Source organism: Nitrospirillum guaranorum, assembly GCF_034653275.1.
Lineage (GTDB): Bacteria > Pseudomonadota > Alphaproteobacteria > Azospirillales > Azospirillaceae > Nitrospirillum.
Genome location: NZ_JAYEES010000001.1, coordinates 976,985 through 993,986 on the forward strand (window position 1 = coordinate 976,985; position 17,002 = coordinate 993,986).

Here is a 17,002-nt window from a genome sequence, read left to right on the forward strand (position 1 = left end):
GCGCGTGGTAGCCTTATCGTGGGAACGGGTGGGATGATGCGGGCGGGTTTGCTTGTCGGGGCATGGGCGATGGTGATGGCGGCGGGGACCGCCCTGGCGGATGAGGCGCCCCATACGCCCATGGCCCCGATCACCCTGAACCAGACAGGCCTGGAAAGCGCCGGCCCCAAGCTCGCCATCCTGGCGGACCCGGCGACCGTCCCCCTGGACTGGCGCCTGGTGGACGCCCAGGGCGCGGTGGTGGCGCAGGGCAAGACGCGGGTATACGGCGATGACGCCGCCTCCGGCCGGCATGTGCACCAGATCGACTTTTCCCAGGTGCGTCAGGCGGGCCAAGGCTACCGCCTGACGGTCGGCGACAGGGCCAGCCGGCCCTTCGCCCTGACTGCGGCGCCGGACGGGCGGCTGTTGCGGGCCAGCTTGTCCTTCTTCTATCAGCAGCGCAGCGGCGTGCCCATCGAGGCGGCGCTGGTGGAACGGCCGGACCTGGCGCGCCCGGCGGGCCATCGTCCCGACAGGGCCACCTGCTTCAACCTGGCCGATCCCAAGGGCCAGGTCTGGCCGGGCTGCGACTACACCCTGGACGCCAGCGGCGGCTGGTACGACGCCGGTGACCAGGGCAAGTACGTGGTGAACGGCGGCATCTCCGTCTGGACGTTGGTCAACGCCTATGAGCGCGCCCGTCTGCTGAACCGCACCCGCGCCCTGGCGCAGGTGGCGGACGGCACGCTGGCGGTGCCTGAGCACGGCAACGGCGTGCCCGACATCCTGGATGAGGCGCGGTTCGAATTGGAATTCCTGCTGTCCATGCAGGTGCCGGACGGTAAGAGCCTGGAGGTGCCGATTGGCGACCAGAGGGGCAACGCCGGCCATTACGTCCTGACCCGCATCGATGCCGGTGGCCTGGCGCACCAGAAGATCGCGGACGCCCATTGGACGGGCCTGCCCACCGCCCCGGCCGACGACCATGTCACCCGCTATCTCTACTACCCCACCACCGGCGCCAGCCTGAACCTGGCCGCGGTGGCGGCGCAGGCGGCACGGGTGTGGAAGGACATCGACCCCGCCTTCGCCGTGCGCTGCCTGGCCGCCGCCCGCCGCGCCTTCGCCGCCGCGCAGCGCCACCCCTACATCCTGGCCCAGGTGGCCTTTGACGGCAGCGGCGGCTATGGCGACCCGCACCTGGCGGATGAGGTCTATTGGGCGGCGGCGGAGCTGTATGCCACCACCGGCGACGCCGCCTACCTGGCCACGGTGCGCGCCTCGCCCTATTTCACCGGGGCCGAGGGCACGGGCGACCTGAGCTGGGGCTCCGTCGCCACGGCGGGGGCGCTGACCCTGGCGCTGTCGGACAGGCTGGGCGCGGCCGAGCGCAACCGGGTGCGGGCGCAATTGCTGGCCCTGGCCGACCGCTACCTGGCGGATGAGGACAAGACCGGCTACCGGCTGCCCTTCGCGCCGACGGCCTACCCTTGGGGCTCCAACGGGGCCATCCTCAACCGCGCCATGGTGCTGGGTGTCGCCCATGACCTGACGGGCAAGGCCGCCTACCGCACGGCGGTGGTGGATGCCATCGACTATGTGCTGGGCCGCAACCCGCTGGACCGGTCCTTCGTCACCGGTTTCGGCGCCCGGCCCATGGAACACCCGCACCATCGCTTCTGGGCGCGGCAGGTGGACGCGCGCAATCCGGTGCCACCCTCTGGCGTCCTGTCCGGCGGGCCCAACTCATCGGCCATGGATGACACGGTGGCGAAGACCTTGAAGGGCACGTGCGCGCCGCAGACCTGCTGGGTCGACGACCTGCGCGCCTACACGATGAATGAGGTCACCATCAACTGGAACGCGCCGCTGGCCTGGGTGGCGCTGTGGCTGGATGACACGGCGGACTGATGCCCATGTCGCCGTCGGCAAGGCCAGGGTGAAGGCCTTGCGACGTCGCAAGGCCCCTGGTTCACGCCTCAGATGAGGCCATCTGAAGCGATCGCTCTATACCGGCTGCTCGTTGCCGAAGGCCGCCACCTCGGCCACCAGGCCGGTCACCGCCAGCCGGACCAGCTGGCCACCCTTTTCCGGCGTGGCCAGCGCGGGGTCGGAGCCCATGCGGCCGTCCGGGTGCCGGGCTCGGAAGTCCAGCGCCTCCCGGATGGGGCCGGAACCGGCGATCTTGGGCGTGTACTCGGCGGATTTGATGGCGTCCGGATAGGCCCACTGCGTCACCGCGATTTCCGACGGGGTGGCATGGCTGCCGTGGCCGGCGGGAAACAGCTGCTGCGCCAGGGCGTTGACGCCGGGCAGATCCCACCAGTTGCGCAGCTTGAGGGCGAAGCCGGCGCGGCGCTTGGCGAAGCTGGCCTCGGCATACAGTTCGGAGAAGGCGGCCTCGATGGTGGCGACGTTGCCGCCATGGCCGTTCAGGAAATAGATGCGCTCGAAACCGTGCACGGCCAGGGACCGTACCCAATCGCCGATGGCCGCCATGAAGGTGGAGGGGCGCAGGCTGATGGTGCCGGGGAAGCCCAGATGATGCTGGGCCATGCCGATGTTGAAGGTGGGCCCCACCAGGATGTCGGCGCCGCCCTTGTGCGCCTCATGCGCGATGATCTCGGGGCACAGCCAGTCCGTGCCCAGCAGGCCGGTGGGGCCGTGCTGCTCGTTGGAGCCGATGGGGATGACGATGGTCTTGGAGCGTTCCAGGTGGCGCTCGGTCTCCGACCAGGTGGACAGGTGCAACAGCATGGGCTCGTTCCTCAAAACCTTGGTTGGCCGCCACCATAGGGGCGGCCGCCGGCAAAGGCATCCCAAAAGCACCCTTGGGAACCGCGACACCACCTTGGCGGTTGGCAGGGGGAGGGGGATGAACGCTGGGTTTGCCGGGTGGGGGCTTGCCGGGTGGGGCTTGTTAAGCGGAACCTGCTCCAAGGATTGGGCCATGCGACGGGCATTCAAGATAATCGGCTGGTCCCTGGGCGTGCTGGTGGTGTTGGTGCTGCTGGCCGGAACGGGGGTGTATTTCTTCGTCACGTCCGACTATGTGCGCGCCCAGTTGGAAAATCGGGCCGACGCCTTTTCCGGGCGCAAGACCAGGATCGGCAAGATCGCCGTCCACTGGGGCTGGGTCACCCACATCCTGCTGGATGACGTGCAGGTCTCCAACACCGACTGGGGCCAGGCGCCGCACCTGTTCACGGCCAAGCAGATCGAGTTGGATATCGAGCTCAAGCCCCTGCTGCTTCACCGCGACCTGGTGTTCCCCGAGTTGATCCTGCGCCAGCCCGTGGTGGCGCTGGAGAAGAACGACCAGGACCAATGGAACTGGAGCCCCGGGGAAAGCCCCGTGGCCAGCGGCACCGTCAACCAGTTGAAGCCCGAAAGCCGGGATGAGGTGCCGCTGATCGGCCGGCTGGAGATCGACGACGGCCATGTCAGTTATCGCGACGCCAAGCGCAAGCTGAACCTGGACGGCACGGTGCAGACGGCCACCGGCCAGGCGCCCGCCGAACCCAAGGCCGAGCTGGACCTGAAGGGCAGCATTGAGAATCAGCCCCTGACCGTGCATTTCGTGGGTGGCAGCGTCCTGATGCTGCGTGACACCGATCAGCCGTATCCCGTTGACCTGAAGGTCGACTACGGCGCCACCAAGCTGACGGTGAACGGCACCTTGCAGGACCCCTTCCAGTTCACCGGATCCAACGTGCAGGTGGCGCTGTCCGGCCCCAACCTCGCGGACATCTTCCCCCTGTTGGGCATCCCGGGGCCGCCCACGCCGCCCTACCGCATCACGGGCAAGCTGACGCATGAGCCCGGCGTCTGGCGGGTGGTGGACATGGCCTGGCACGCGGGCGACAGCGACCTGGCCGGGGACATCGCCATCGACCACCACGCCAAACCCTCTTTCCTGACGGCGCACCTCACCTCCGACCATCTGGCCTTCGCCGACCTGGCCCCCCTGGTGGGCGCCACGCCCGGCGCCAAGGGCAACGTCTCGGCGGAGCAGAAGAAGACCCAGGCCCAGCTGGAGGCGACGGGGAACCTGTTCCCCGACGTGCCGCTGAAGATGGAACGGCTGCGGGCCATGAACATGGACGTCAGCCTGGACGCGCACCACGTGGTGGCCCCGGACTACCTGCCGGTGACGGCCCTGAACTTCCGTGTCCTTGTCCGGGATGGGCAGGCGATGGTGGACCCGTTGCGCATGAGCGTGGCCGGCGGCACCCTGGCCGGCACCATGGCGCTGGACGCCCGCACCGACAATCCGCAGACCCGCGCCAACCTGTCCTACCAGGATGTGGACCTGAAAACCTTCTTCCGGGGCTCCGACTATTTCGACACCACCAAGGGCAAGTTGCGGGGCCGGGTGCAACTGGTGGGTAACGGCCATTCCCTGGCGGAGGTCATGGGATCGGCCACCGGCAATGTCGTCGTCACCATGTCCGGTGGCACCATCAGCTCCCTGATGGTCAGCCTGGCCGGCCTGCAGATCGCGGACGCCCTGGTGCTGTACATCACCGGCGACGACCAGATCCCCATCCGCTGCGCCCTGGGCCGCCTGAACTTCAACCACGGCCAGGTGGCCTTCGACCGCACCTTGATGGACACCCGAAAATCCGTGGTCCACGTCAATGGCGAAGTGCGGTTGAAGACGCAGGAGGTGGATACCGAGGTCACGGCCGACACCAAAAAGTTCGATCTTCTGGACCTGCACGCCCCCGTGGTGGTCAGGGGCAAGATCCGCTCCCCGCGCATCACCATCGGCCGCCTTATCCCCATCCCGCTGCCCGACTTCGGCGGCGCCGACGACGTGGATTGCGACGGCCTGACGCGCCAGTTGCTGGCGGCCGAGTAGCTAGCCGGCCCCTTGGCCCAGCCGGATGCGCATGACGCAGCCGGGCTGGCCGTCCTCGACCTCCAGGTGGAAGCCGTGCAACTGGACCACGGCGGCCACCAGGCTGAGGCCCAGGCCGTTGCCGGGCGTGTGGCGGGCGTCGTCGCCGCGGGTGAAGCGGCGGAACATCATGTCCCGCTGTGCGGATGTGATTCCGGGCCCGGTGTCGCGGACCACGATCTCCGGCGCCTGTCCCGCCTCTTGCCGCAGGGTCAGGCTGACGGCGCCGCCCGCCCCGCCATACTTGATGGCCGTGAACTTGATGGCGTTGTCCAGCAGGTTGCCCAGCGCCTCGAACAGCAGGTCGGCGTCGCCGGTGACGGAGCCGACCGGGTGGACGTCGGCGGCGAAGGCTAGGCCCTGGGCGCTGGCCAGCGGTTCATACAGCTCGGCGGCGGCGGTGGCCAGGGCCACGGGATCGACGGGGGCGAAGGCGGCGCGGCGGCGGCCGTCCTCCACCTCCGCGATGCGCAGCAGGGCGCGGAAGGTCGCCAGGATCTGGTCGGCGTCGCTGATGGCGTCTTCCATGGCGGCGCGGTGCGCCTCGACATCGCCGCCCCGGCGCAGGGCGCCCTCCAGCCGGGTGCGCAGGCGGGTTAGGGGGGTGCGCAGATCGTGGGCGATGTTGTCGCCCGCCGCCTTCACGTCGCCGATCAGCCCTTCGATCTTGCCCAGCATGGCGTTGACGATGGCGGCCAGCTTGTCGAAGTCGTCGCTGGATCCGCGCGTCGGCAGGCGCTGCGACAGGTCGCCCGCCATGATGGTGGCGCTGGCGCGGTGGATGGCCTCGATGCGGCGCAAGGTGCCGAAGCTCAGCGCCAGGCCGCCCGCCAGGGCCAGGCCGACGCTGCCCACCAGGCCGGCCGCCATGGCCCGCAGGATCAGCTCGCGCACCTCATGCACCTCATCGGTGCGCAGGGCCAGCACCAGCACGCCGCCGCCCGGCAGGCGGTGGGCCAGCCCCCGCGCCTTGTGGTGGTGCTCCGGCGCCGGGCCGGCGCCATGGGGGAGGGCGTGGACCTTGCCGTCGGCGTCCGTCAATTCCGGTGGCAGGGCCGGCAGGTTGCCGGCCAGGACGTGGCCATCGGGGGCCAGCAGCAGGGCCTTCCAATATCCCCGACCGTCGCTGTCCACCAGGCTGTCGATATGGGCGGACTGCTCCGGCACCGCGGTGCGCAGGAATTCCTCCGTCTCACGCACCAGCGTGTCGTCCAGCCGCCGGGTCAGGAACACGCCCGTCCGCCAATAGACGAAGCCCAGCACCAGCAGCACGGCGGTGATCATCAGCACGCCGAACAGCAGGGTCATGCGGAAGGCCGTGGTGCGCGGCAGGTCCGCCAGGCGAGGCCGGTCAATCCGGGGCATGCAGGCGCCAGCCCCCGCCGCGCACGGTGCGGATCATCGGGTCCTCGTTATCCCAGTCCACCTTGCGCCGCAGGCGGCCGATATGCACGTCGATGACGTTGGTGCCGGGATCGAAGCTGTATTCCCATACCGCCTGGTACAGCATGCTGCGGGTCAGGGTCTGTTCCGCGTTGCGCATGAAGTATTCCAGCAAGCGGAATTCACGCGGTGTCAGGTCCAGGTCGCGCGCCCCGCGCGTGGCCCGCCGGTCCATCAGGTCCATGACCAGGGGGCCCACCTGCAGCAGAGTGCCGGCCGGCTTGTCCGCCCGGCGGCGGGCCAGGGCCATGACCCGCGCCACCAGCTCCGCCAGGGCGAAGGGCTTGGTCAGGTAATCATCGCCACCGGCGCGCAGGCCGCGCACCTTGTCATCCACCCCGTCTAGGGCGCTGACCACCAGCACGGGCGTGGTCACCCCCTCCCGCCGCAGGTCGGCCAGCAAGGTCAGGCCGTCCAGGCCCGGCAGCAGGCGGTCCAGGGTGATGGCGTCGTAATGGCCGCCGCGCGCCGCCGCCAAGCCGGCGGGACCATCGGCGCGAAGGTCGACGGCATAGCCTTCGGCCTTCAGCGCGTCGACGATCTCGCGCGCCGTCCGCTCCTCATCCTCGATCACCAATATCCTGGGCATGGGCGGGCAACTCTGGCTGGGCACTCTCAGGGCGTGTCGGCGCACGATAGCGGCCTTGACGCCGTGGGGCACCAGGGCAGACGGGGCCCTAACGCAAAAGTTAGCGTTTCCCTGACCAGGATGCGGTTATTGAGCAGGGGGTTTCATCGCTTGGACATCCCCATCATGCCCCGTCGCCTCTCCGTCGCCGCCATCGCCCTCCTGTCCGCCGGCCTTGCCACCGTGGGAGCGGCCGGCGCAGCCGACGCGCCTTACCGCAAGGCCGTCAGCATCGCCGCCCCCGATGGGCCGTGGGACTATGCCAGCGTGGATGCCGATGCCCGCCGGCTGTACGTGGCCCGGGGCGACGGCGTGCTGGCGCTGGACCTGGACAGCGGCCGGCTGACGCCCACCCTGGTGCCGGGCCAGCGCGTGCACGGCGTCCTGCCGCTGGGCGGCGGCCTGGCCGTCAGCACCAACGGCGACAGCAACACCGCCACCCTGTTCAACACCGCCGACGGCACCGTGCTGGCCAGCCTGCCCACCGGGACCAAGCCGGACGCCGTGGTCCAGGCCGGCAAGCTGGTGGCGGTGATGGACGGCAAGCAGGGCGACATCACCCTGATCGATCCGGCCGCCCGTGCCGTCGTCGGCCACATCGCCGTGGGCGGGGCGCTGGAATTCGCGGCGGCGGATGCGCAGGGGCATCTCTACGTCAACGTGGAGGACAGGAACGAACTGGTGGTGATCGACCTGCCCGGCCATGCCGTGCTGACGCGGCGACCGCTGGCGAATTGCGATGGCCCCACCGGACTGGCCTTGGACCCGGCCACGGGCGTCCTGGTCACCGCCTGTTCCAGCGGGCGGGCCGTGGCGATGAACGCCGCCGACGGCCATGTCCTGGCCAGCCTGTCCATCGGCCAGGGCGCTGACGCCGTCATCCTGGACGCCAGGAACCACCGCTTCCTGATCCCGTGCGGCCATGACGGCGTGCTGACGGTGCTGAGTCAGGATGCCCGCGGCGTGCCCGCCGTCACCGCCGTGGTGCCGACGGAGAAGGGGGCCCGCACCGGCGCCTTGGATCCGGTGGTCGGCCGCGTCTATCTGCCGACGGCGACCTTCGAGGCCGCGAAGGCGGGCGGGCGTCCGGCCATGGTGCCCGGCAGCTTCCATGTGCTGGTGCTGGAACCAGCCCAGTGAAGCGGGCCGTCATTCATGACAAATGCGTGAGTGTCGAAGACTAACTGAAAAGTCAATGGTGGGTGGTCCCGTCTTCTGGCGTCGTGCCTCCCTGATTTCGCGACCTCTTCTTCCAGAACACACCGCATGATCCCATCACGCTTGACATCAAGGGGCTTGGCCAGCTTGCTGGCCCTGTCCTGCCTGGCCGGCTGCGCCAGCTACAGCCCGGCCCCCTTGCCCGATGCGCCTGATCTGGCGCAGGGCCTGGCGGGCATTACCGTCGATGCTGCCGCCATGCCCCTGCCGGCCCTGCGCCGCCACACGGTCGACCCGGCCCGGCCGCTGGACGTCGATGCGGTGGCCATGGTGGCCGTGGCCCGCAATCCTGAGCTGAAGGCCGCCCGCGCCCAGCATGGCGTGGCGGTGGCGGAGGCGTTCACGGCGGGCCTGCTGCCCAACCCCCAGCTGTCGGTGGATTACGGCTTCCTCACCTCGGGCCCCGCGGTGATGGACGCCTTCACCATCGGCCTGATGCAGGACGTCATGCCCTTCCTCACCCGCTCTTCACGCAAAAACGCGGCGGCGGCCACCCTGCGCGGGGTGGATCTGGACCTGCTGTGGCAGGAATGGCAGGTGGTGTCCCAGGCGCGGCTGCTGGTGGTGCGGGCCCAGGCCTTCGAGCGCCAGCGTGCCGTGTTGGAGGCCAACCGCGCCCTGTTCGCCGACCGCTACCGCCGCACCAACACGGCCATGGGCCGGGGGGACGAGACCCTGCCCAACGTCGTCAGCGACCTGGCGGCGTTGAACGGCGTGGAGACTCAGCTGCATGACCTGGACCAGCAGGCCCTGCGCAACCGCCTGGACCTGAACGCCCTGTTGGGCCTGACGCCCGACGCCACCCTGGCCTTGGCGCCCCTGGCGGCGGATGACCTGACCCTGCCGCCGGCCGATCGCATCCGGGCCGATCTGCCCCAATTGGCCGGCCGCCGGCCCGACCTGCTGGCCCTGAAGGCGGGCTACCAGGCCCAGGAGGAGGCGGTGTGGCAGGCGGTGCTGGGCCAGTTCCCCGGCCTTGGCATCGGCAGCAACCGCGCCCGTGACACCTCCAACGTCAAGACGCAGAGCCTGGCGCTGTCCATCAGCCTGCCGCTGTTCGACGGCAACCAGGGCGCCATCGCCACCCAGCGCGCCACACGGGAGCAGCTGCGCCAGGACTATCAGGCGCGCCTGGACGCCGCCGTGGCCAGTGTCGGCCAGGGCCTGCTGGCCCTGGACCAGCTGCAGGCCCAGGTGCTGGCGACCGGCGACAGCATCGCCACCCTGGAACGGGCGGCGGCCGACGCCGACGCCGCCTTCCGCGCCGGCAGCCTGGATGAACGCACCTTCGCCGACTTGCAGGGCGCCCTGCTGTCCCGCCGGCTGGAGGCGCTTAGGCTGGACCAGGCGGTGCAGGAACAGCGCGTCGACCTCATGACCCTGATCGGCGGCGACCTGCCGGAAAACCTGGCCACGGCCCCAGACGCGACCAAGAAAGCGACCCCATGACCAAGTTCGCCCCGCGCGCCACGCTGCTGGCCGTGACCCTGCTGGCCACCACCCTGCTGGCCACCACCCTGCTGGTCGGCGGCGCCCATGCCGCCGAGGAACCGGCCGCCATCGTCACCGTGCGCACCGCCCCCCTGGCCCGCCAGGCGGTCAGCGTCACCGTCGGCGGTTACGGCACCCTGACGCCGGACAGCGACGCCCTGGTCACCATCAGCTTTCAGCGGGCGGGGCAGGTGGCCCGCGTGCTGGTGCGGCCGGGCCAGCCGGTGGCCAAGGGCGCCCCCCTGATGGACCTGGTGACGGATCCCGCGGCCGCCGCCGGCTATGCCAAGGCGCGCTCCGCCCTGATCTTCGCCACGGGGGAACTGGAGCGGGCGCGCGCCCTCCGCGACCAGCACTTGGCGACCAATTCCCAAGTGGCGGCGGCGGAGCAGGCGGAACGGGACGCGCGCAGCGCGCTGGAGGCGGAGCAGCGCCTGGGCACCGACCATGCCGCCGAAACCCTGGCCGCCCCCTTCGACGGCTATGTCGACAGCATCCCCGTGTCCCTGGGTGATCGCATCCAGCCCGGCGCACCCGTGGTGCGGCTGGGCCGGGGCGCGGGTGTGCGCGTGGTGGCGGGTGTGGACCCGGCCGAGGTCGCCGCGATCAAGGTGGGTCAACCGGTGGCGGTGACGCCGCTGGTGGGGCCCGGCACCGCCCTCACCGGTATCGTGGCCGGCATTGCTGGCATGCTGAACCCCGCCACCCGCTGGGTGGACGTGACCGTCATCCTGGAGGGCGGCAGCGGCGCGCTGCCCGGCACACCGGCCCGCATCGCCGTCACCACCGACCGGCACGACGGCTATGTCGTCCCCCGGCAGGCGGTGCTGACGGATGAGGACGGCGCCTACCTGTTCCAGCTGGTGGGGGCCAAGGCCCGGCGCGTGGGTGTCGAAACCGGCGTGGAAGGCCCGGCCGGCACGGAAGTGAGCGGCGGCAAGCTGGACCCCAAGCTGCCGGTCATCATCCTGGGCAATTACGGCCTGGAGGATGGCGCCGCCGTCAAGGTCGAGGCGCCCAAAGGTGACGCGCCCAAGGCTGGGACCCCCAAGGCTGGAGACGGCGAATGACCGGCTTCACCGCATGGGTGGCCGCCCATCGCCGTTCCCTGTTGTGCCTGCTGGCCCTGCCGGTGCTGGCGGGCCTGATCATGGCGGTCCGGCTGCCCGTCACCCTGTTTCCCACCGTGACCTTCCCCCGGGTGCGCGTCTCGCTGGATGCCGGCGACCGGCCTGCGCCGCAGATGCTGCTGCTGGCCACCCGGCCGCTGGAACAGGCGGTGCACCGGGTCCCCGGGGTCACGGACGTGCGCTCCACCACCAGCCGGGGCAGCGCGGAACTGTCCATCACCTTCGCCTGGGGCACCGACATGACCACGGCGGAGCTGCAGGTGAACGCGGCGGTGGGGCAGGTGCTGCCCACCCTGCCGGCGGGCTCCACCGCCACCGTGCGGCGCATGGAACCCACGGTCTTCCCCATCATCGCCTACAGCCTGACCTCCGACACGCTGTCGCCCACGCGGCTGCGGGACCTGGCGCAGTTCCAGCTGCGCCCCCTGCTGGCCGGCATCGAGGGGGTGGCCGAGGTCGGTATCGCCGGCGGGGCGGAGCAGGAATTCCAGGTCATCGCTGACCCCGACCGGCTGCTGGCCCACGGCCTGGCCTTCGAGGACGTGGTCAAGGCGGTGGGCAACGCCAGCCTGGTGCAGGCCGTGGGCCGCATCGAGGATCATTACAAGTTGTTCCTGGTGGTGTCGGACAACAGCCTGACCGGCCTGGACGCCGTGCGCCATGTCGTCCTGTCCACCGGGGGCCTGTCCAGCGGGGCCCTGTCCAGTGGGGGCGGCGGTGTCGTGACGGTGGGCGACGTGGCCCAGGTGGTCGACGGCACCGTGCCGCAATGGACGCGGGTGACGGCCGGCGGCCGCGACGCCGTGCTGCTGAACGTCTATCAACAGCGCGACGGCAACAGCGTGCGCATCGCCCAGGCGGTGCATGACCGGCTGGCGGCGGCCAGCCTGCCCAAGGGTGTCGTGGTCAGCAACTGGTACGACCAGAGCCAGCTCGTGCTGGCCTCCGCCGCCAGCGTACGCGACGCCGTGCTGATCGGCATCGTGCTGGCGGCCCTGGTGCTGTGGCTGTTCCTGCGCGACGTGCGCATCACCCTGATCGCGGCATTGGTGGTGCCGGCGGCCCTGGCGGCCACGGTGGCGCTGCTGAGCGTCCTGCGTCTCAGCTTCAACATCATGACCCTGGGCGGCATGGCGGCGGCCGTGGGCCTGATCATCGACGACGCCATCGTCATGGTGGAGCACATCGTGCGCCGCCTGCGCGAGGGGCACGGTGATGGCGGCGGCGGCGTGCTGGCCGCCGCGCGGGAATTCACGCGGCCGCTGGCCGGCTCCAGCGCCGCCACCCTGGTCATCTTCGTGCCCCTGGCCTTCCTGGATGGCGTCACCGGCGCCTTTTTCCAGGCGCTGTCGCTGACCATGGCCTCCGGCCTTGCCTTTTCCTTCATCATCACCTGGCTGGCGGTGCCACTGGCGGTGGAACGGCTGGTGGACATCCATAAGCCGCATGGCGCGGGCAGGGTGCAGGCCTGGGTGGACGACCGCTACGGCCGCCTGTCGGCGCGCCTGCTGGCCCGGCCGTGGCTGGCGCTGGCCGGCCTTCTCCCCCTGATCATCCTGGGCGGCCTGGCTTACCGCGCCGTCGGGTCCGGCTTCATGCCCGACATGGACGAGGGCGGCTTCGTCCTGGACTATCGCAGCGCGCCGGGCACGGCCATCACCGAGACGGCCCGCCTGCTGCGTCAGGTCGATGCCATCCTGGCCAATACCCCCGATGTCGCCACCTGGTCCTGGCGCATCGGTGCCGGCCTGGGCGGAGAGTTGAACGAGCCCAACCGGGGCGATTATTTCGTGCGCCTGAAACCGACGGGCCGCCGCGACATCGATGAGGTCATCGCCGAGGTCCGGGCCCGCGTCGCCCACGAGGTGCCGGGCCTGGAGGTGGAGATCGCGCAACAGATGGAGGATCTGATCGGCGACCTGACGGCCGTGCCGCAGCCCATCGAGGTCAAGATCTTCGGCGACGACCCCGCCACCGTACTGCCCACGGCCCGCGCCGTGGCGGCGGCCCTGGCCAGGGTGGACGGCGTGGTCGACATCAAGGACGGCGTCAACCCGGCCGGCGACGCCCTGGACATCCGCGTGGATGCCGCCCGGGCGGCGGTGGAGGGCATGGACGTTGCGGGCGTCACCGCGGCCGTGGCCGATTATCTGCAGGGTGCGGTGGCGACGCAGCTGCCGCTGCAGACGGCGCTGGCCACTAAACAGGTTGGCGTGCGGGTCTGGGTGCCGGCGGCGGTGCGCACCACCGACACCGACGTGGCCAACCTGCGCCTGCGCGCGCCCGACGGCCACATGTTTCCCCTGAAGCGGGTGGCGGCGGTGGTGCCAGTGAGCGGGGAACCGGAGATCGGGCAGGAGAACCTGCAGGGCATGGTCGCCGTCACCGCCCGCATCGAGGGGCGCGATATGGGCTCCGTCGCGGCCGACGTCACCGCCCTGCTGGACAGCCAGCATCTGGTGAAGGCGCCCCTGCGCTATGAACTCGGCGGGCTGTACCAGCAGCAGCGCATCGCCTTCCGCGGCCTGCTGACCGTATTCGCCGCCGCCGTGGCCGCCGTCTTCGTCCTGCTGCTGTTCCTGTACGAAAGCTTCGTCACCGCCATCGTCATCCTGGCCATGCCACTGCTGGCGGCGGGGGCGGTGTTCGTCGGGCTGTGGCTGACCCGGACGGAACTGAACATCACCGCCATGATGGGCATGACCATGGTCGTCGGCATCGTGACGGAGGTGGCGATCTTCTTCTTCTCGGAATTCGAGGGCCTACCGGCGGGCATGCCGTTGGCGGAGCGGCTGTCCCAGGCCGGGCGCAACCGCTTCCGCCCCATCGCCATGACGACGCTGGCCGCCATGCTGACCCTGCTGCCGCTGGCTTTCGGGCTGGGCGAGGGGGCCGGCATGCAGCAGCCGCTGGCCATCGCCATCCTGTCCGGGTTGGCGGTACAGCTGCCGCTGGTGCTGCTGGTCATGCCCTGCCTGTACCGCCTGGCCACGCGCGGTGTCAGGACTTGACCAGGCCGGCCTCCAGGATGGCGCGGGCGTCCTCGGCGGCGCCCACGCCCAGGGGGCGGAAATGGCGGCCGCGCCGGTGGTTGTAGTCGATGAAGAAGGCCTCGATGTCTTCCAGCATCTGGCGGGACAGGACGGGCACGGGATCATCGGCGCTGGGTTCCCGCGCCTGATCCGGCACGCCCAGCAGACGATCGTTGCGCACCGTCTTGCCGCGCTGGTCCGTCTGCTCCGCCATGATGACGCCCAGCAGGCGCGTCTGGACCAGCAGGCCGGTGGGCAGCGGCGTGTCCAGCACCAACAGCAGATCCAGGGGATCGCCGTCCTGTCCTTCCGTTCCCGGAATGAAGCCGAAATTGTGGGGAAAGACCTGGCCCGGGGGCAGCAGGTAGCTGAGCGTGAAGAGGCCCAGCCCGGGCTCATACTTCAGCTTGCCGGGGCAGCCCTTGGGCGTCTCCAGCACGGTGTTGACCAGACCGCTTTCCGGATCGAAGGCGGGCAGGCGGTCCAGGGCCGGAACGGGGTGGGCGGCCTGCTCCATGGTCCCTCGCTCAGCCAAGGATGGGCCCGGCCTTGGGCACGGTCACGGTCATCACGCCGGGGCGGAACTCGGTCCGCACCAGCCGTGGATCGGGGCGGAACGGCAGCGGCACGCGTCGGGGGGACACCTCCGGCCCCCACAGGACCAGGGCCCGATCCTTCAGCGCCACGGCGAACGGGCCCGACAGCGCGTCCTCCGGCAGTTCGGTGAGGATGTAGAACGCCTCCTCCGCCTCCACGATGTCAATGCCAGGCACGTCAACGGTGGGCGCATCAATGGCGGGCACGTCGACGGCGGTGGCCGGGGTTGGGGCGGCCGGGCTGCCCAGGGCCCGGGCGATGGTGGTGCCGTGGTCGGTGGAATAGTGGGCCATGGCGGGCGCTCCGTCGGATGATGGCTGTTCATGGGTTCAAGAGCCGGGGCGGCCTTTCCGTTCCCGGAACGGCGCCGAAAACAATAGGCCGCAGGCACGGACGGGGGATGGGGTCGCTGGGCGGCCTGTGTTATGCTGGGCCCCGCCACTCCATCCAGCGGGGACCCGGTGCCCTCTGCCCTGAGCCTGTCCCAGGGGAGAGCGTGCGGGATTGCCACGCTCGCTTCGTTCGTCTCGCCTGCGGCACCGGGGCCTTGCCCGTGCCACCCGTGCCGGGGATCGCAACAGAGGGGAGGACGCCATGCCTGACGCCGTCAAAGCACCGTTTCCGCCGAACGACCGGACCAGCCAAGCCCTCTTCGGCAGCCTGCTGGCCGACAACGCCGCTTGGCTGGACGACATCCAGCACGCCTATGGCCGAATGACCCAGGGCGGCATGGCCTTCTTCCAGGAAATGGCCCGTTTCTGGGAAGTGCGGATGCACGAGGACAGGGAGGCCTGCGCCGAACTGCTGGCCTGCCGCACCCCGCAGGAACTGCAGGAATGCGGTCAGCGCTTCGCCCTGAAGGCCAGCCAGGATTATGCGGAGGGTATCAGCCGCCTGCTGCAGGTCAGCATCGGCGCGCTGGAGGGCGGGCACAAGGGCAACGGGGCACCGGCGGGGGACGCCGGGGGCGATGCCACCGCGGCGCCCGGGCAACCCAGGCGGGTCGCCTGACAGCCCGCGCCCTTGCCGGTCGCGCAACAGACCTGTGCGTCGACGCCGCGTTCAAAGCGGGCGCTGGTCCCATTATGTTCAGGCGGTCAGCAATTCGGGCGGCCGCCCCACCGCCGGTAGACGCCAGCGGCGGCCGCCCCATCGCCGGGACAGGACCCATATGCGCCAGCACCATGACCTCTATTCCTATGAGCCGGCCAAGGGCCATGGGTTGCCGCACGACCCGCTGAACTCCATGGTGGGGCCCCGTCCCATCGGCTGGATCTCCAGCAGGGGGCGGGATGGCAGCGTCAATCTGGCGCCCTACAGCTTCTTCAACCTGTTCAACTACCGCCCGCCCATCGTGGGCTTCTGCAGCACCAGCGCCAAGGACAGCCTGCGCAACGCGCAGGAAACGGGCGTCTTCGTCTGGAACCTGGCCACGCGCGACCTGGCGGAACAGATGAACGCCACCAGCGCCCCCGTGCCCTATGGGACCAATGAGTTCGAGGCCGCCGGCCTGACCCAGCTGCCGGCGGTTCAAATCGACGTGCCCCGCGTGGCCGAAAGCCCCGTCCATTTCGAATGCCGGGTGACGGACATCCACCGCCTGCGGCGCCATGACGGCACCGCCGTGGATTCCTGGCTGGTGATGGGGGAGGCCGTCGCCATCCATATCGCCCGCCACCTGATCGTCGACGGTGTCTTCGACACCTTCGGCGCCGGCATCATCCTGCGCGGCGGCGGCCCCTCGGCCTACGCCGCCATCACGCCCGACACCCGTTTCGACATGGACAGGCCGGGCGCCCCGCGCTGACGGATTGGGCGCGGACGAAAGGCTGTTGAGAACTATTCAATTACGGCCCGGCAGTCCGTTGTGGTACCGCAGCGCACGGTCCTTTGACCAAGCGTCGATCCACCTTGTCATCCCGGATGAAGCGGTGTCCTATGCCCCCGCTTGGGTCTTGTGCCGAAACATTGGGCTGGCAACACCATCACCGACAGGTAAGGTGTGCGGCCCGCCCGCGCTGTCTATTGAGGCTTCATGTCCACGTCGCCCGCTCTTCAATCGCCCGATGACGCCGCCGCTATCATGGATGGCCTGCGCCAGGCCATGCGCCGCCTGGCGGCCTCCGTCTCCGTGGTGACGCTGCGGGATGCGCACGGGGCGGCGGGCGCCACGGTCAGCGCCCTGTGTTCCCTGAGCTTCGAGCCGCCATCGGTGCTGATCGCGCTGAACCAGTCGGGCAGCATGCACGACCGCATCCTGGCGGTGGACACTTACGCCATCAACATCCTCTACGCCGACCAGGAGGAGATTTCGCGCACCTTCGGCGCCCCCAACCGGACGGCCGATTGCTTCAAGCCCGGCGTGTGGGAGGACATCATGGGCGCCCCCTGCCTGATCGGCGCGCAGTCCACCCTGATCTGCCGCCGCGCTGCCGAGTTGCCCCACGGCAGCCACCGCGTCATCGTGGGCGAGGTGCTGTGGACCCGCAGCCGGCCCGAGGTCAACCCGCTGCTCTATGCTGACGGCGGTTATCGCCGGCTGGGGTGAGGCCGGTTGAGCTGAGAGCACGCGATATCG

Annotated in this window: 14 protein-coding genes; 9 read left to right on the forward strand and 5 right to left on the reverse strand. The window is 70.1% G+C overall.

The features are described from left to right. Positions 1–75 precede the first annotated feature (75 nt). Positions 76–1,893, forward strand: coding sequence for a glycoside hydrolase family 9 protein (locus UAJ10_RS03935; protein ID WP_322914056.1), 1,818 nt, complete (start codon positions 76–78; stop codon positions 1,891–1,893). 96 nt (positions 1,894–1,989) lie between these two features. Here UAJ10_RS03935 and UAJ10_RS03940 read toward each other — a convergent pair whose 3' ends face one another. Further along, positions 1,990–2,739, reverse strand: a complete 750-nt coding sequence (locus UAJ10_RS03940) for a creatininase family protein (protein ID WP_322914057.1) — start codon at positions 2,737–2,739, stop codon at positions 1,990–1,992. Positions 2,740–2,932: 193 nt separating this feature from the next. Between UAJ10_RS03940 and UAJ10_RS03945 the strand changes: the two genes are divergently transcribed. Next, positions 2,933–4,846, forward strand: a complete 1,914-nt coding sequence (locus UAJ10_RS03945; protein ID WP_322914058.1) for an AsmA family protein — start codon at positions 2,933–2,935, stop codon at positions 4,844–4,846. Here the strand turns inward: UAJ10_RS03945 and UAJ10_RS03950 are convergent, their stop codons facing one another. Next, positions 4,847–6,250 (reverse strand): ATP-binding protein, encoded by a 1,404-nt coding sequence (locus tag UAJ10_RS03950; protein ID WP_322914059.1) that lies wholly within the window; start codon positions 6,248–6,250, stop codon positions 4,847–4,849. Next, positions 6,237–6,917, reverse strand: a complete 681-nt coding sequence (locus UAJ10_RS03955) for a response regulator transcription factor (protein WP_322914060.1) — start codon at positions 6,915–6,917, stop codon at positions 6,237–6,239. Before UAJ10_RS03955 ends, UAJ10_RS03950 begins: the two co-directional genes overlap by 14 nt. Before the next feature lie 165 nt (positions 6,918–7,082). Here UAJ10_RS03955 and UAJ10_RS03960 point away from each other — a divergent pair, with 165 nt between their 5' ends. The 4 genes from UAJ10_RS03960 (at position 7,083) to UAJ10_RS03975 (ending at position 13,806) form a co-directional block, all read left to right on the forward strand. Next, positions 7,083–8,096: a YncE family protein gene (locus UAJ10_RS03960; protein ID WP_322914061.1), complete on the forward strand. Its 1,014-nt coding sequence runs from the start codon at positions 7,083–7,085 to the stop codon at positions 8,094–8,096. A 156-nt stretch (positions 8,097–8,252) separates the two neighbouring features. Beyond that, a complete protein-coding gene (locus UAJ10_RS03965; protein WP_322914062.1) occupies positions 8,253–9,623 on the forward strand; it encodes a TolC family protein in 1,371 nt (456 codons plus the stop codon). Further along, on the forward strand, positions 9,620–10,735 hold the full coding sequence (locus UAJ10_RS03970) for an efflux RND transporter periplasmic adaptor subunit (RefSeq protein ID WP_322914063.1): 1,116 nt from the start codon (positions 9,620–9,622) through the stop codon (positions 10,733–10,735). Before UAJ10_RS03965 ends, UAJ10_RS03970 begins: the two co-directional genes overlap by 4 nt. After that, positions 10,732–13,806 (forward strand): efflux RND transporter permease subunit, encoded by a 3,075-nt coding sequence (locus tag UAJ10_RS03975; RefSeq protein WP_322914064.1) that lies wholly within the window; start codon positions 10,732–10,734, stop codon positions 13,804–13,806. Before UAJ10_RS03970 ends, UAJ10_RS03975 begins: the two co-directional genes overlap by 4 nt. On the opposite strand, the gene UAJ10_RS03980 is transcribed toward UAJ10_RS03975, so the two are convergent. Together UAJ10_RS03980 and UAJ10_RS03985 are read right to left on the reverse strand one after the other, a co-directional pair. Further along, positions 13,796–14,344, reverse strand: a complete 549-nt coding sequence (locus UAJ10_RS03980) for an inorganic diphosphatase (protein WP_322914065.1) — start codon at positions 14,342–14,344, stop codon at positions 13,796–13,798. The genes UAJ10_RS03975 and UAJ10_RS03980 overlap by 11 nt on opposite strands. A 10-nt stretch (positions 14,345–14,354) precedes the next feature. Then, complete coding sequence (locus UAJ10_RS03985; RefSeq protein ID WP_322914066.1) at positions 14,355–14,717, reverse strand: Hsp20/alpha crystallin family protein; 363 nt, start codon at positions 14,715–14,717, stop codon at positions 14,355–14,357. A gap of 301 nt (positions 14,718–15,018) precedes the next feature. Between UAJ10_RS03985 and UAJ10_RS03990 the strand changes: the two genes are divergently transcribed. The 3 genes from UAJ10_RS03990 to UAJ10_RS04000 all read left to right on the forward strand — a co-directional run bounded on the left by UAJ10_RS03990 (position 15,019) and on the right by UAJ10_RS04000 (position 16,972). After that, a complete protein-coding gene (locus UAJ10_RS03990; protein ID WP_322914067.1) occupies positions 15,019–15,435 on the forward strand; it encodes a hypothetical protein in 417 nt (138 codons plus the stop codon). 160 nt (positions 15,436–15,595) lie between these two features. Next, on the forward strand, positions 15,596–16,231 hold the full coding sequence (locus UAJ10_RS03995; protein ID WP_322914068.1) for a flavin reductase family protein: 636 nt from the start codon (positions 15,596–15,598) through the stop codon (positions 16,229–16,231). Positions 16,232–16,459: 228 nt separating this feature from the next. Continuing rightward, the gene (locus UAJ10_RS04000; protein WP_322914069.1) at positions 16,460–16,972 is read left to right on the forward strand and encodes a flavin reductase family protein; all 513 of its coding nucleotides are present in this window, start codon (positions 16,460–16,462) and stop codon (positions 16,970–16,972) included. Positions 16,973–17,002 lie beyond the last annotated feature (30 nt).

Coding starts and splice junctions, on each gene's coding strand:
- UAJ10_RS03935 (WP_322914056.1), top strand. CDS start 76: ATGGCGGCGGGGACCGCCCTGGCGGATGAGGCGCCCCATACGCCCATG.
- UAJ10_RS03940 (WP_322914057.1), bottom strand. CDS start 2,739: ATGCTGTTGCACCTGTCCACCTGGTCGGAGACCGAGCGCCACCTGGAA.
- UAJ10_RS03945 (WP_322914058.1), top strand. CDS start 2,933: ATGCGACGGGCATTCAAGATAATCGGCTGGTCCCTGGGCGTGCTGGTG.
- UAJ10_RS03950 (WP_322914059.1), bottom strand. CDS start 6,250: ATGCCCCGGATTGACCGGCCTCGCCTGGCGGACCTGCCGCGCACCACG.
- UAJ10_RS03955 (WP_322914060.1), bottom strand. CDS start 6,917: ATGCCCAGGATATTGGTGATCGAGGATGAGGAGCGGACGGCGCGCGAG.
- UAJ10_RS03960 (WP_322914061.1), top strand. CDS start 7,083: ATGCCCCGTCGCCTCTCCGTCGCCGCCATCGCCCTCCTGTCCGCCGGC.
- UAJ10_RS03970 (WP_322914063.1), top strand. CDS start 9,620: ATGACCAAGTTCGCCCCGCGCGCCACGCTGCTGGCCGTGACCCTGCTG.
- UAJ10_RS03975 (WP_322914064.1), top strand. CDS start 10,732: ATGACCGGCTTCACCGCATGGGTGGCCGCCCATCGCCGTTCCCTGTTG.
- UAJ10_RS03980 (WP_322914065.1), bottom strand. CDS start 14,344: ATGGAGCAGGCCGCCCACCCCGTTCCGGCCCTGGACCGCCTGCCCGCC.
- UAJ10_RS03985 (WP_322914066.1), bottom strand. CDS start 14,717: ATGGCCCACTATTCCACCGACCACGGCACCACCATCGCCCGGGCCCTG.
- UAJ10_RS03990 (WP_322914067.1), top strand. CDS start 15,019: ATGCCTGACGCCGTCAAAGCACCGTTTCCGCCGAACGACCGGACCAGC.
- UAJ10_RS03995 (WP_322914068.1), top strand. CDS start 15,596: ATGCGCCAGCACCATGACCTCTATTCCTATGAGCCGGCCAAGGGCCAT.
- UAJ10_RS04000 (WP_322914069.1), top strand. CDS start 16,460: ATGTCCACGTCGCCCGCTCTTCAATCGCCCGATGACGCCGCCGCTATC.